Genomic DNA, 14,014 nt, shown 5'->3' with positions numbered 1-14,014 from the left:
CACCCACCCCCTTCCGCACCACCTCTCAAGGAGCACCACCATGAACCGCACCCTGCCCAAAATCGCCGCCGCCCTCGGTGCGCTCGCGCTCGCGAGCACGCTGACCGCGTGCGGCGGGGCCGCCGACTCGTCGACCGTGAAGAAGGTCGATCCCCAGTGGAAGAAGTACACGTTCACGATCGGTGAGCAGAGCGACGGCATCGTCGAGCTGGCCAAGGAGTCCGGCGCGTTCGACTCCGCGTCGTACAAGATCAAGTTCGCCAAGTTCGAGTACGGTCCGCCGCTCGTCCAGGCCGCCGCGTCCGGCGACATCGACCTCGGCAGCGTCGGCGCCGTCCCGCCGATCACCGGGGCCGCCAAGACGCTCGGCTTCCGGATCGTCGCGATCCAGACGCCGACGGATCCCAACCGTGCACTGGAGAACATCCTCGTGCCGAAGGGGTCGCCCATCAAGACGCTCGCGGACCTCAAGGGCAAGCGCATCGCGATCCCGCAGGGCAGCTCGGCCCACGGTCTGGCGCTCAACGCGATCCAGAGCGTCGGCCTGACGCCGAAGGACGTCAAGTTCGTGTTCCTGCCTCCAGCCGACGGCCAAAGTGCGTTCGCTGCGGGCAAGGTCGACGCTTGGGCGATCTGGGACCCGCAGTCCTCGCTCGCGGTGTCGCAGGGTGCGCAGGTCATCGCCAAGGGGGTGCCGCCGCTCGACTACGGCAGCCAGTTCTACGTCGCCTCCAAGAAGACGCTCGACGACCCGGTCAAGCGCAAGGCCCTCGCCGACGTGCTCAAGCGGCTCGCCACGGCGTACGGGTACGCCCACAAGAACCCCGACAAGCACGTCGAGGCGCTCGTCAAGGAGACCGGCCTCGACCCCAAGGTCATCGAGAAGAACATCGCGGCGTGGAGCTTCAAGATCGGTGCCGTCACTCCGGCTCAAGCCAAGGGTGAGCAGAAGCTGGCCGACAACTTCTTCGACGCCGGCGAGATCACCACGAAGGTCGACGTCGACCAGGTCATCGACAACGTCCTGCCTGCAGGGTTCGGTGCCTCATGACCGCGCGGCAGCTCCACTTCAACGCGTTCCTGATGGAGGCCGGTCACCACGAGGCGGCCTGGCGCCTGCCGGAGAGCAACGTCGACGCCGACTTCGACCTGCAGCACTGGGTACGCCTGGCGAAGCTCGCCGAGGATGCGAAGTTCGACTCGCTGTTCCTTGCCGACGGACCGGCGCTGCAGGGCTCCGGGGAGTTCCGTCCGCCGGGACAGCTCGAGCCGCTGACCCTGCTGACCGCGCTGGTGGCGGCGACGAGCCGCATCGGGCTCATCGCGACGGTCTCCACGACGTACAACTCGCCCTACAACCTCGCGCGGCGGCTGGCCTCGGTCGACCACGTCAGCGGCGGACGTGCGGGCTGGAACATCGTGACCTCCGCGACCCAGCGCGAGGCCGACAACTTCGGCCTCGACTTCACCCTGGGTCACGGGGCGCGCTACGAGCGGGCGGCGGAGTTCCTCGATGTCGCGCTCAAGCTCTGGGACAGCTGGGAGGACGAGGCGCGCGTCGGTGACAAGGCCGCCGGTCGGTTCGCCGATCCCGAGCGGATCCACCCGATCCGGCACCGTGGTCAGTACTTCCGGGTCGAGGGTGCCTTGAACGTACGGCGCCCGCCTCAGGGCTATCCGCTGCTGGTGCAGGCCGGCTCGTCCGACGACGGCAAGCAGTTCGCCGCGGCGTACGCGGAGGCGATCTTCACGGCGCACCAGACGATCGAGCGCGCGCAGGACTTCTACGCCGACATCAAGGACCGGGCCCGCAGGATCGGCCGTGATCCCGGGGGGATCAAGGTGCTTCCGGGGATCGTGCCGGTCATCGGCTCGACCGAGGCGGAGGCCCAGCAGCTCGCGCAGCAGCTGGACGACCTGCGGGTCCCCGAGTACGGCCTGCTGCAGCTGTCGACGATCCTCGAGGTGCCGGCCGACTCGCTGGCGCTCGACGAGAGCCTGCCGCGATCGGTGGTGAATCGGCCGACGGTCGAGGGCTTCCAGAGCCGGGCCGACCTGATAGTCGAGCTCGCCACGCGGGAGGACCTCACGGTTCGTCAGGTGCTGTCGAAGCTCGGCGGCGGCCGGGGTCACCACACCGTCGCGGGCACGCCCGAGCAGATCGCCGACACGATCACGACATGGTTCGAGAACGGTGCGGCCGACGGGTTCAACGTCATGGGTCCGGCGCTGCCGTCAGGGCTGGAGGCGTTCATCGAGCACGTGCTGCCGATCCTGCGTTCGCGCGGGCTGTTCCGCGAGGACTACACCGGCACGACGCTGCGGGAGCACTACGGCCTGGAGAAGCCGGCCAACCAGTTCCACGTGAGGGAGCTGACCCGCGTCTAGGGAGCCCCCGAGATGTGGATCGTGCTGCACCACGTGATCAGCGTTTCTGGTGCACCAGCATCCACATCTCGGGGAATCAGCCCAGGACTTTGTCGAGGTAGTCGTTGCTGAAGGTGCGGTTCGGGTCGAGCTCGTCGCGTACGCGCACGAAGTCGCCGAACCTGGCGTAGCGTTCGGCGAAGTAGGACGCGTCGAGGGTGTGGATCTTGCCCCAGTGCGGGCGGCCCTCGTGCGCCGTGAAGATGTCCTGCGCTGCCGCGAAGTACGCCTGGTAGTCGCTGCGCCAGTACTGGTGCACCGCGACATAGCAGTTGGCGCGCTCGTGACCGGTCGACAGCCACACGTCGTCGGCGGCCGTGAAACGTACCTCGATCGGGAACGAGATGTTCTCGTGTCCGGCGCCGAACCACGCCTTGAGCTCGGCGAGTACGGATGGCAGTGCCTCGCGAGGCATCGCGAACTCCGACTCGCGGAACCGCACGGTGCGCGACGACACGAACACGTTGAACGAGTCGTCGACATACTCACGAGCGCTGAGCACCGAGGCGGCGACCGAGTTGACCCGGGGGATCCACGAGCGCTTGCGGGCGACGATGCGGTTGAGCCCCTCGAACACCGTGTTGCTGAGGAACTCGTCGTCGAGCCAGTGCTTGAACCGGCCGACGGGCTGGCGCTCGGTGCCCTCGGCGACCCGGTTGTTGCGCTTGGTCAGCGACTTCTCGGTGTGCGGGAACCAGTAGAACTCGAAGTGGTCGTTGTCGTTGACCAGCGCGTCGACCTGGTCGAGCACGTCCGGCAGGGCCATCGGCTCCTCGCGGGCGTGCAGCAGGAACGCGGGCACGCACTGCAGCGTCACCTCGGTCACGATGCCGAGCGCGCCGAGCGTGACCCGGGCAGCGCCGAACCAGGCGTGGCTCTCGTCGATCTCCAGCACCTCGCCGTCGGCCGTCACGAGCTGCACGCCGACGACGGCAGCGGAGATGCCGAACAGCTTGCCGCCCGTGCCGTGCGTTCCGGTCGACACTGCGCCGGCGACGGACTGCGGGTCGACGTCGCCGAGGTTGGGCAGCGCCAGGCCGAGCGCCTTGAGCCGCGGGTTGAGGTCGTGCAGCGAGATCCCGGCCTGCACGCGGACGCGGCCGGTCGCGGGGTCGTGCGCGAGGATCGCGTTCATCCGGTCGAGCCGCAGCAGCACCCCGTCGGTTGCGGCGATCGGGGTGAACGAGTGGCTGGCGCCGACGGCCTTGACCTTGAGGCCACCGGCCTCACGCACGATCCGCTGGACGTCTGCGGTCGACGCCGGATGCTCAACGCGTACGGGATGCGTCTCGACGCTGCGGCTCCAGTTGGTCCAGGTCGTCATCCGAAGTTCTTGCCCTCTCCGCGATAGGTCGGGACGCGCCTGGTCGTGCCGTCGGCGGCGACCAGCGCGACCTCGTTGAACCGTTCGCACATCTCGCCCGCCTTGGCATGGCGCATGACGACGCGGTCGCCGATGTTCAGGTCGCGCGCCGCCTCGCCCTTGACCGGGCTCTGGACCTCGCCGGCGCCCTCCGTGCCGATCGCCTTGAGTCCCTCGGGCCACGTCGGTGTCGGCTGCCGGTTCTTGTTGGTCGGCCCCGACGCGATGTAGCCGCCGGCGAACAACGTCGCGATGTCAGGAGCCGGCTTGCGGACGACCGAGAGCACGAAGTACGCCGCAGGGTGGGCGTCGAACGCGTCGTAGCCGTCGAACAGCGTCGGCGCGAACAGCCCGGACCCGGCGGTGAGCTCGGTGATCGCGGGGTCCTGTCCGGTGACCTCGAGGCTGCCGGTGCCGCCGGCGTTGACGATCTCGAGCTTCGCGTGCTGGGACACCGCGTCGACGACCTTCGAGCGGCGTTCCAGCAGGTCGGCCGCGGAGCGCCTCTTGACCAGGCGTACGGCCGGCGACGAGTCGGGGAGCCCGGCGATCTGCGCGTCGTAGAACATGACGCCGACGAGGTCGAAGCCCGGCCGCGCGGCGATGGCCGCCGCCAACGTGCCGGCCTGCTCGGCGGTGTGCACGGGGGAGCGGCGGACGCCGAGGTGCACCGGTCCGAGCTTGAGCGAGGAGTCGACGTCGATGCAGACGCGGATCGACGGGTGGCTCGCTCCGAGCAGGCTGTCGATGTGGTCGAGCGACTCGGTGCTGTCGACCATCACCGTGATCTGCGCGCGGCGGCGCTCGTCGGCGACGAGGTAGTCGAGCGAGCGGCGGCTCGTCGTCGGATAGGCGAGCAGGATGTCGTCGATCCCGTTGTCGACGAGCCAGTTGGACTCGGCGAGCGAGTACGACATGACGCCGGCGAATCCGTCGCGAGCCAGCGTGCCCTCGAGGATCGACCGCACGCGCACGGACTTGCTGGCGACGCGGATCGGCACGCCACCTGCCCGGCGCACGAGATCGTCGGCGTTGGCCCACAGCGCCGGCGCGTCGATCACCGCGAACGGGGTGTCCAGGTCCTGCGTCGCGGCGAGCAGTCGGGCGTACGGGCTGGACGTTTGTGGCACGCCGTCAGTATGTCGCACCGCTGGTGCAGGAACCGGTCACGGATACTGGACCGATGCGCAGGCTCACCCCACTTCTCCTGGCTGTGGCGTTCGTGGTGTCGGGCTGCACCTCCGGGTCATCGGACCCCGAGCCGACGCCGACCACGACGACGGCTGCGCCTATGACGTTCGAGTCGCTCAAGCTCGACTGGCCGACCGCGCAGGGCCGCCTCGTCGTGCCCAAGGTTCCTGCCGCGCCGGCCGGCTTCGACGACAAGACACTCGGCCGCATGGCGACGGTGCTCGAGAAATGGGCCCGGCTCAGCACCGTCGACGACGGCATGTGGCACAGCGGCGACCCGCTCAGCGACGTTCGGACGATCCTGCCCAAGGCCACCGCCAACACGTACGAGGAGCAGCTCAGGGGCGTGGTCTCGCCGCACCTGGCCGTGGCGAACGTGTTCGGCAAGGACGTCACGGTCGTCGGAACGCCCATGGTCACCGCGGCCTGGCGGGTCGCGACCGACAAGGACCAGGCCAACGAGCCGTTCGTACGCCTCGAGCTGCAGACCCGCGCCGCGTACGAGGTGCGGATCGGCAACGGGCCGAGCCGGGTCATCGGGGTGCTGCGAGTGCACAGCCTCAGCGCGTACAAGGACACCACCGACGACTTCGGCATCGGTGGCGGGTGGCAGGAGTTCGGCGCGAGTGATTGTGCGCTCGCGCTCGACGACGCGCTGGTGCCTGACAGCGACCGCAAGCACGCACTGAAGGACCTCACGACATTCATCCGGGTCGGCAAGGGTTCGAGGGTCGAGATGCCCGAGCTGCCTGCGGAGGACCGGGTTGATCCGGAGTACCTCAAGCGCTGCCGCGACGGCCAGGTCTGACGCCACCCACTACGATGGTCCCCGGGCTTCGGCCCGTACGCCTCTGTAGCTCAGTTGGTAGAGCGCCTCACTTGTAATGAGGATGTCGCGGGTTCGAATCCTGTCGGAGGCTCAGGGAATTTCAGGGTTGTGCTTCCGAGGTCATGTGCCCCCGATGTGCCCCCGCCGGTTCAGGAAGTCCAAACCGGCCTTGTCGGCGGAGTCGCCGAGGTAGTGCACATAGATCTGGGTGGTCTGCAGCGACGAGTGACCGAGCCACGCCTGGACGGTCGAGGCAGGCACGCCGGCGGCCAACCAAAGGCAAGCTGCGGTGTGCCGAAGGTCGTGCAGCCGACGGCCTCGTCCTGTGACCGGCCAACGGGTGGTGCGCTTGAACGCCGCGGCGTGCAGTCGGGCTCCCCCGGAGGAGGTGATGAGGAGGTCGTCAGGTCCCTTGTCCTTAGCCATGGAACGTACCAGCGGCAGCAGCTCCTCCGATAGCGGGATGTGACGCGTCCGACCACTCTTGGTCGACTTGGCCTCCACCGACTCGGGTGCGGATCGGCGGACGACCAGCCTCGGCATCGGCACCTCGATGAAGTCGGCGATCCGCAGCTCGCGGGCTTCGGACCAACGCAGGCCGGTCCACGCCAACAGCCAGACGACGTCGGCCAGGTGCCGGTCGTATTCAGCGATGTCCGCGCGGACTTCATCGAGCTCGGGCTCGGTGAACGGCTGCATACCTTGGGTGGGCACCAGCTGGCGCGCGACCCGGGTGCGCGCGACTGGGTTGTCGATGCGCAGCCTCTCCCGGACCGACCAAGAGAAGAAGCCGGACAGCACCGCGCGAAACCTCCTTACCGACGATTCCGCGTATCGGCGAGACCAGGCGTCGAGCACGCGCTGGACCTCACGATCGGTGACCCGTCCTACGTGGAGGTTCCCGAGATTCGGCGGCATCAGCTTCACCATCTCCATGTCGGAGCGGTAGGTCTTCACCGCGACGGTGTGCCGTCTCGATTCCATGTAGGTGGCGAAGGCCTTGCGAACGATGATCTGTCCGGCACGTGGATCGACCCCGCCAGCCAGCGCCGCTCGCTCTCGGGCCAGCCAGGCCTCAGCCTCACGTCGGGTGTCGAAGTTCTTGCTCTGGACGTAGGTACGGCCGTTCTTCAGCACCGCACGCCATCGTCCGGAGGTGTGCTTGCTGACGCCCATCAGGAAGCTCGTTCCTCGATGTACGCGAGCAGCTCGTCCTCTCGGTAGCGCGGCGTGTGGTCGGTGACCCACACGAAACGCGGCCCCTTGCCGGTCTGGCGCAACCGGCACAGCGTCGAAGGCGTGACCCCGAGGATCTTCCCAACCTGAGCCGGCGTCAGCAGCTGAATCTCTGTCATGGCACTCGTCCGTCCTCCCACCCCGATAGTGGATAGCCATCTCGACCCTCCAGTCTGAGCCGGTGAGGTGGGGGAACGTTCCAGCTCGAGTGACATCTGTGGAGAACCGGTTGCATGGCCTGCGCCCTGTGGAATACGGGCACAACCCCAAAGGCCCGATTCCATGTGTCCTAGGGCCAGGGAACGTCGAACTTTCGGGGGAACGTTCGAGGGGAACGTTCCTTTCGCCGCTCTCGACAGTCTTTAGCCGCGGATTTGCAGCATGACGGTCACTCATCTGATCCCAAGGCAAGGGAAGAGCGCACTCTCAGTTGCCGGCGGGGTTCCAGCGGTCGCGGTTCCAAACGCTCGATGTTTCGTGCGCTCCGATGGAAATCGCGATCCGAATCATGTGTTCTGTCAGGTCGTGAAGGCGGTCGCACATCCCCGCCAAATAGGTAGACGCGTCCGTCCGCTGCCCCTGGATCACTAAGCCGGTGACCTTGCCTGCTTCGTGGTGTCTCGAAAGACTGTCCTGGTGTGCGGCGCGGTTCCTAAGGCGCCGCAGTTGAGCTAGCCACCCGGCCGGTTCCAGATGGGTCTCGCCTTCGATTGCGGCGTCAATCTCGAGGATCAAGCGCCACACACTGTCGTTCGCGATGTCCGACTGCTTAAGCATGTCGCGACACCGCTCCCATCTGTATCGAAACACTGGAAGTCGGTTATCGACGCTGACGTCGCGAGCCTCCTCGACGGCGCGGATGAGAAGAGTAATGCCGGCGTCAAACGCGCTCGAGAGACTATTCAACGCACCGTCTAGGGCCATCTCAATTCCGACCATCCGGTCGAATGAGCCTTCAGTGCCGCCGAGTTCAATTAGCGCTCGGGTATGCCAATCTGCCGACCAAACCCGGTATCGAATCCATGCGACGCCGCCGTCGCTATCAGTCAGGTCAAAGTAGTGGGGCCCAGCTGGCCATCGCACGTCGCTGGAAGTTTGCCCAGTTCCCGGCGCTGCCGCTTCGGACGGATACACGCCAGCATCCAACCATGGTTCGGTTAGAACCGGCGATCATTCTGTCGGACCGAACCTGATCCCGAGACGCGACTTCTAAGTCGTGGTTGAATCACGGTGTTGGGCCCATAGCTCAGGGGTTAGAGCCGCCGCCTCCAAAGCGGATGGTCGCGGGTTCGAATCCCGCTGGGTTTTCCGGCCCCTCGCTGCGTATCGCGCGAGGGGCCGATTTCTATTTACTTACACGGTCCTGTGACGGACCGGAGGTTTCAGATTGGCTCTACTCGATGAGGATCCAGGTTGTTGCCGTTCACGATGTTCACGACCGCTGTCCTGCTAGCGGATAGATGACCTTCTGGCACAAGCGACTCAAATCGTCCTGCGATGCATCGATGGTGCGCAGCCCCAGGGAGCCACATGGGGTCGAGCGGATGCAAAGCGGTCGGGTTGTGATACACCTCCATACCGTCAATCCACTCCTCCGGATACCCTTCGCTCACCTCCTCGCTGAACGGGGTCGCGATCAAACTCTCCCCGTCGCCGACTTGGCGCAGGCCGACGTGAATGATTCGAGCATTTGCCGAACCGAGCCCGACCTTGGTGCCGATGCGGCCAAATTTCGAGAGAGTGCCGCTGGCGTTGAAAATGACTGCCGCGATGTTCTGTGCACCCGGGAGATCAAAGAACCCGGACTGCACTGTCTTGCCGCGCCATGTGTGACTACTGACTTTTTCGTGCGGCACCTCGACGTCATCGACTTGCACTGAGCCAACAAGGTCAATCCCATACAGATATGACGGGAGCGCGGCACCGCTGAATGTCATCGAAAAGTCGGCGTGGAAGTCTTGGATGGCCAGGGCAAATGGCAACCCGACGACCGAGTCACGCTCCCAGTAGCGTTTCCCCAGCTTGGCCGTCAGTGGGCCGGCGAATCGGATCGGCAGATAGTTGCGCAAATAGTCGGCCACCTCATCTTCACTCTTGGGTGTAGGTGTGGGAATCGCTCTACCCTTGTGCACGCTCGGGTTCACCGTCGTGGCTTCAATCGCGAACGTGGCGCCGACACCATGTGCAAGTAGGTCGGGCGAAGGGGCTGGAAATTCTGCCGCATAGTCGAGGCTCACCAAAGTTGCCCACAGATAAAGTTCCCACACTCGAGCATCGAAGCCGTCCGTCTGAAATTGCTGAATGAAGTTGCCGTCCCGGTCCTCGTACCAGCGCATCATGGCCTGAATCAGGTTCTTTGCCGCTTCTTGGCCAGAATCCTCCGCGAGACGCCTAAAGTTCGGATGCAATCGCTCGTTTGGAACTGTTGGGGCGAAGAAGTCGACGGAGCCGCCGCGCTCGTCGCCCTGGACTCTTCTGGTTTCCAGGTCGCTGCTGATCTCCTCGACTAAAGGACCAAGAGCTTCAACCGCGGCGTCCGCCGTCAGGAAGAACGATGTCTGGCCGACCCACCGGAAGCGATCGCGAAGGTCACGCGCGAAAACGATCCCTGAAAACTCTTCGTCAGTGTCGATTATTAAGGTCGCGAGGACGTTTCCATCAGCTGATTCGAACCATTCCAGCTCATGCGCCAATTGGCTGACCAGCGGCGATCGGCAGTAGCCGGCGAATGCATCAAATCTGGCTCGAGCTATTCGTCGCATGAATCGGGTCTCCTCCTCACCAGCACCGGGCGGGTGTTGGTCATCGCGGAACGTCTCAACGAAAGCGAATGGATGTGATCACGAAGTCTGCAGCATTCAACGGTGTGCCGAGCCAACTCGCTAGCCCGAGATGCGTGACCGCGAAATACTTCAAGAACGCGGAGGAGCCTCGCGAAGGGGCCTTATTGGTCAGGGGCAGGCTGGCGAACACCTGCGTGGCGGCCAACTACGGCTCCAAGTCCTCGATCTTGAAGGACTCGAAAACTGTAGACGCAAAGCGAAAGTCTGACCTATCTCGCTGCAGGCGACCAGCGATCACTGACGGGGCGACCCCCAATTGGCGAGCGATACTTCTGACATCGCTAGCCGACTTTGCAGATTCGAGCAGCGTTTCAAACTCGCGCGGTACGAGCAGTGTCCGTGCGTACTCGTTCGCCTCTACCTCCTTAGCGTCTGTCGAGTCTTCCCCAATCTCCTCGTCGAAAAAGTAGTCACGCTTTCCATGCAGGAGCACGTGTGCAAGTTCGTGGAAGAAGGCGAACCAGATCTTGTCCGATCGCTTTCCTCTGTCGCTCAACTGGACGACGGCCTTTGAGGGGCTCGCCCAACGCGTGGCGCCACTCGCGCGGGCGCCGGGCACCTCTGGGATGAGGACAACGGCAACACCGCACGCGGCTGCTAGCTCGACTGCTTGAGGAATCGCAATTGCAGTGGGTAGGGGTGTGAGTGCTCTTAGAGCCGGGAGCGCCGCCTTCAGCCTGTCTCGGTCGTAGGGTTCACATTCGGCCCTTTGCGCTTCAATCTCACCCAAGCGCAGCCACGCCGCTGCCGCACCAGAAATTGATTCGAGGGATGGCGATTTCAGGTAGGCAACCTCCGGGTTCGCCCAGAGCGCCCGCCATGCCGCGATGCTCGCCACACCGAAGAACTCCAGCAGCTGTTCGACTAGTGCCTCGGGCTCTCGCATCGTCGCGTTGATCACTCCGAGTGCGCGAAGGTGGGGAAGAGGAAACGACTTGAGCCACTCGTTCGCGACAGATGGAACCTCCGCTGTGGCGCTTCTCGCCAATGAGTCGCGAAACTCAGATTCCAGAGCATTCCAGAATCTGGCACCTATTCCCGTTACCCGCTCAAGCAGAACGGCGGTCTCGTGGGTAAGCGGCGCATCACCCTTGACGATCTGGTTGATGTGCTTGGCGGACAGTCCTGTCCGGGTGGCGAGTTCCTTCTGCGTAAGGCCGATCGCTTCAATCGTTTCGAGCAGGGTGTCTCCTGGCGGAAGTACGACGTCGGGCTTGTAGGGAAGCCATTCGACGGTTGCAGCGCCTTCCGATGTGAAGTTCATGATCGATTCTCCTCTCTGTCGCTAGTGCGTATCTGTGACTTCGGTGACCAGCAAGTCGGTCACCTCGGATAGGTCAATTCCGCCGTCTGTCTTGCGGGGTATCGGCTGATTCGCGACCCTCACAATCAGGCGGAACGGTCCGTCGAGGTCGAGCGAAAAGTCTTCATCTCGCTCGCGACGAAGTTGGTGACAACGCGCTTGCGGAAGTTGCATCACCTCCGCAAGGTTCGCCGCGGCCACGAGTTGCTGCAGGCGCAGCTGGATCTTCTTGGCCCGTTCTGGCCCGTACCTGCGCACGCAACGCCGAGAATCGTTGATGTCGCGCTGAAGTTGCCCAGTCGCGAAGCCGATGCGCATGCCCACGAGAATACGATACACCTGGTAGGTGTGTACAATTCGGATATACCTACTAGGTAAATGTGTCGAAAGGAGGGCGTGTGAGGTATTCACCCGTGCTGAAAGCCAAGGCTGCCGAGCTCAGTGTGATCACCACCGAGTCGCTCAAGTCGTCGATCGAGCCGGTTTTTGAATTGCTGCCGGGGCAGGCCCCTTCACCGCCCCGCCCTGGGCAGCCCACGGCAATCGCAAAGAGCACGCTTACTGAGACCCGACACTTTCTAGACGCGATCGACCAACTCTGGGGAGGGCGCTACTACGCCGACGTGCGACATCTCGTTTCCTCTGAACACGGCCTAGAGGCGTGGTGGGCATTTATCAACGCGGGATTCGCACTATCTCGACCAGTAGCGTGGCCTGTTCCCGTTGTCGCGCTGGACGATGTCGTGGACATCGGGCAGGCCTTTGCGCTTGCCGCCACTTGCGCTGACGGGCTTGCCATTCGGATCAAGATGCCAGTGGCCCCATCAAGCAACTTGCCGGACACGTTGATGGGCGTCTCCGCCCGAACTGGCCTCGCAGTCGACCGGATCGACTTGATATTGGACTGGTCGAACGAAGTTGAGAATTACCCGCTCGACCTCTTGGAACACCAAACTGCGCAACTGATCGCCCGCCTGGTGGAGAAGGTCCGTCGCATATCGGTGATTGGAACACTCGACGACTCTGACGTGGCGGGCGCCGGTAGTTGGACTCGTGACAGGCGCGAGTGGTGGACGTGGCTGCGGCTTCGTGACGCAGGTTGGGACGTTGACTTCGGAGACTACGCGCTCTTTGCCCCTAAGCCGCCGGGGTTCGGGCGACCGACCTACGGACACCTGAGGTACTCGTACGGGGACAAGGTTCGGATTGATCGGTTCGACTCGCGGTCGGCGGGCAGTCTCAAGGCAGCATTTACGGAGTGCTGTCGGAACCTGCACGCCTCGGGCGCATTCTGCGGCGGTGATCATTGTGACAGCGATCGCCGGATCGCCTCGATCGTGGGTGGAGAGAGTTCAACGGGTGGTGCAGGACAATGGCGAGAGATCTCGTTCAGACATCACATTCGGCTAGTTGACGATCAGTTGTCGACTCCGCAGGCATCACCGGTGCCCGGCACCCCCTAGTCGGATCACCAACTCTGAACGAGGGCGCGGCTTGACCAGTCCTGCCTCTGCACCATCCGACTACGTGCGATGCGCAACAACTCTCGCGGCCCCACCTTTTCAACTAGCAGCGCGCGCAATTCGCGCACTTCTAGGTGGGACAGCCCGCGCTCACCGCGGGCGTTTAGCTCTTGCGTAACCTCCCAGCGGCTCAGAAATCGAGCAACAGCTAACGGATCGATGGTCGGGTTGAGCCGACCTGCGCGACGACAGGTGATCTTGAAGCCTGGCCCGGCCGGCCGGGCCAGCCACAGGGCCCACCAATCTGGGATGAGGTCACCTGCAACTTCGAGGTGCTTGGTGCCGACGACTAGATTTGCGTACTCCAACACCGAGTTGTAGCCAGTGACTTGTCTCGGCAGGCGAATGAGGCGATCGAAGTCGCTCTTGATTTCCCATCCGGACAGGGTGCGTCCGATCATCAGGAGGTCTATCCGCACGTTGGAGGGCTCGATTCTGACCTCGGGAACCAGTATCGATGGATGGTTCGCGTCGCTGGCACGAACGTGCGCCGCGACCGCTCCAGTGATTTCGCCAGCCCGCATGAGTCTGAGCGTAGATGGTGCCCAGGACGCATCGGTCGCGACTCGTGCAGTCGGAGCACTGGCCGTCCACGGAAGCGCGAGATAGGGATGTTGATTGCAGCTGTCCACATGCTGCTCTTAACTGCCGTACATGCCACGGGCCCCAGTGCCGCAACTGCGAATTCGTCTATTTGGCGAATGTTCGCCCCACCAGACGCAATCGCGATTCATCGGCGCGCGCCTATGCGCATATAGAGGGCATCCACGAGTCCGTTGCGTATGGCGTTGAAGGTCGACTCCCATTTGGGATCTGACTGCAGAGTCCCTTCCCGAGCGAGCCGGGCCAACTCGTAGATCACGCGTCGGCACCCAGCGGGAGAAGCCAGGGTCCGGTCGACGCAGGTGGCGATTGAGTGCTCGCGAGTCTCAATCCGGTCGACTACCTCAACTGCGATCGCACCTACAGCGGCCGCACGGCGTTCCTCATACGCCGCCCTTCGACAGGCCTGCGAGCACCAGATCGGAGGCCGACCGGTGGCCTTCCTTTGCACCTTTTCGCCGCATCTAGGGCATGTTCCCCCCGCGACTTTTCGGCCACTCGCCTGGCGCATTTCGCGATTCTTGTCTGTACTCATCACCCCTAAGGCCTTTCGTACGGACGCAAGTGGCCACCGAGAATGGGCCTCTATGTAAAGGGGAGTGCTCGAACTATGGTGCTGGGTGGTGGGTGCGGCTTGATCGCTTCAGCGAAGAGCAGGGTTGAGGCTGGGAGCCTTGTCACGCAGCTTGCCTCTGG

At 64.1% G+C, this 14,014-nt stretch carries 13 protein-coding genes and 2 tRNA genes; 6 read left to right on the top strand and 9 right to left on the bottom strand.

The genetic code is table 11. The annotated features are described in order from the left end of the window. The first annotated feature begins 40 nt into the window (after positions 1-40). Positions 41-1,051 (top strand): aliphatic sulfonate ABC transporter substrate-binding protein, encoded by a 1,011-nt coding sequence (locus ESP70_RS13195; RefSeq protein ID WP_149689795.1) that lies wholly within the window; start codon positions 41-43, stop codon positions 1,049-1,051. Next, complete coding sequence (locus ESP70_RS13190) at positions 1,048-2,388, top strand: LLM class flavin-dependent oxidoreductase (RefSeq protein WP_149689794.1); 1,341 nt, start codon at positions 1,048-1,050, stop codon at positions 2,386-2,388. The genes ESP70_RS13195 and ESP70_RS13190 overlap by 4 nt, the downstream gene beginning before the upstream one ends. Before the next feature lie 76 nt (positions 2,389-2,464). On the opposite strand, the gene ESP70_RS13185 is transcribed toward ESP70_RS13190, so the two are convergent. Both ESP70_RS13185 and ESP70_RS13180 read right to left on the bottom strand, forming a co-directional pair. Then, on the bottom strand, positions 2,465-3,751 hold the full coding sequence (locus tag ESP70_RS13185) for a D-arabinono-1,4-lactone oxidase (RefSeq protein WP_149689793.1): 1,287 nt from the start codon (positions 3,749-3,751) through the stop codon (positions 2,465-2,467). Further along, complete coding sequence (locus tag ESP70_RS13180; RefSeq protein WP_246162031.1) at positions 3,748-4,920, bottom strand: amino acid deaminase/aldolase; 1,173 nt, start codon at positions 4,918-4,920, stop codon at positions 3,748-3,750. Before ESP70_RS13180 ends, ESP70_RS13185 begins: the two co-directional genes overlap by 4 nt. 53 nt (positions 4,921-4,973) lie before the next feature. On the opposite strand from ESP70_RS13180, the gene ESP70_RS13175 reads away from it, so the two are divergent. Continuing rightward, on the top strand, positions 4,974-5,789 hold the full coding sequence (locus ESP70_RS13175; RefSeq protein ID WP_149689791.1) for a hypothetical protein: 816 nt from the start codon (positions 4,974-4,976) through the stop codon (positions 5,787-5,789). Between the two features lie 39 nt (positions 5,790-5,828). Beyond that, positions 5,829-5,901 (top strand) — tRNA-Thr (locus tag ESP70_RS13170). 29 nt (positions 5,902-5,930) lie between these two features. Here ESP70_RS13170 and ESP70_RS13165 read toward each other — a convergent pair. The 3 genes from ESP70_RS13165 to ESP70_RS13155 form a co-directional block, all read right to left on the bottom strand. After that, a complete protein-coding gene (locus ESP70_RS13165) occupies positions 5,931-6,986 on the bottom strand; it encodes a tyrosine-type recombinase/integrase (protein ID WP_149689790.1) in 1,056 nt (351 codons plus the stop codon). Then, positions 6,986-7,165 carry a helix-turn-helix transcriptional regulator gene (locus tag ESP70_RS13160; RefSeq protein WP_056211580.1) on the bottom strand — a complete coding sequence of 60 codons (180 nt, stop codon included), beginning with the start codon at positions 7,163-7,165 and terminating at the stop codon, positions 6,986-6,988. Before ESP70_RS13160 ends, ESP70_RS13165 begins: the two co-directional genes overlap by 1 nt. Before the next feature lie 307 nt (positions 7,166-7,472). After that, complete coding sequence (locus tag ESP70_RS13155; protein ID WP_149689789.1) at positions 7,473-8,180, bottom strand: hypothetical protein; 708 nt, start codon at positions 8,178-8,180, stop codon at positions 7,473-7,475. A gap of 101 nt (positions 8,181-8,281) precedes the next feature. On the opposite strand from ESP70_RS13155, the gene ESP70_RS13150 reads away from it, so the two are divergent. Beyond that, positions 8,282-8,354, top strand: a tRNA-Trp gene (locus ESP70_RS13150). A gap of 74 nt (positions 8,355-8,428) precedes the next feature. Here the strand turns inward: ESP70_RS13150 and ESP70_RS13145 are convergent. The 3 genes from ESP70_RS13145 to ESP70_RS13135 all read right to left on the bottom strand — a co-directional run bounded on the left by ESP70_RS13145 (position 8,429) and on the right by ESP70_RS13135 (position 11,510). Further along, positions 8,429-9,808: a hypothetical protein gene (locus ESP70_RS13145; RefSeq protein WP_149689788.1), complete on the bottom strand. Its 1,380-nt coding sequence runs from the start codon at positions 9,806-9,808 to the stop codon at positions 8,429-8,431. A gap of 226 nt (positions 9,809-10,034) precedes the next feature. Then, a complete protein-coding gene (locus ESP70_RS13140) occupies positions 10,035-11,153 on the bottom strand; it encodes an ImmA/IrrE family metallo-endopeptidase (protein WP_149689787.1) in 1,119 nt (372 codons plus the stop codon). Between the two features lie 21 nt (positions 11,154-11,174). After that, a complete protein-coding gene (locus ESP70_RS13135; protein ID WP_149689786.1) occupies positions 11,175-11,510 on the bottom strand; it encodes a killer suppression protein in 336 nt (111 codons plus the stop codon). A 95-nt stretch (positions 11,511-11,605) separates the two neighbouring features. Here ESP70_RS13135 and ESP70_RS13130 point away from each other — a divergent pair, with 95 nt between their 5' ends. After that, positions 11,606-12,655 (top strand): beta family protein, encoded by a 1,050-nt coding sequence (locus tag ESP70_RS13130; RefSeq protein WP_188110624.1) that lies wholly within the window; start codon positions 11,606-11,608, stop codon positions 12,653-12,655. Between the two features lie 5 nt (positions 12,656-12,660). Here ESP70_RS13130 and ESP70_RS13125 read toward each other — a convergent pair whose 3' ends face one another. Next, entirely contained in the window at positions 12,661-13,239 is a 579-nt protein-coding gene (locus tag ESP70_RS13125; RefSeq protein ID WP_149689784.1) for a sce7726 family protein, read from the bottom strand. Positions 13,240-14,014 lie beyond the last annotated feature (775 nt).

Source organism: Aeromicrobium ginsengisoli (genome assembly GCF_004134905.2).
Taxonomy (GTDB): Bacteria; Actinomycetota; Actinomycetes; order Propionibacteriales; family Nocardioidaceae; genus Aeromicrobium; species Aeromicrobium ginsengisoli.
Note: the sequence above shows the minus strand (reverse complement) of the source record. Positions and strands in the feature narration are given on the sequence as shown.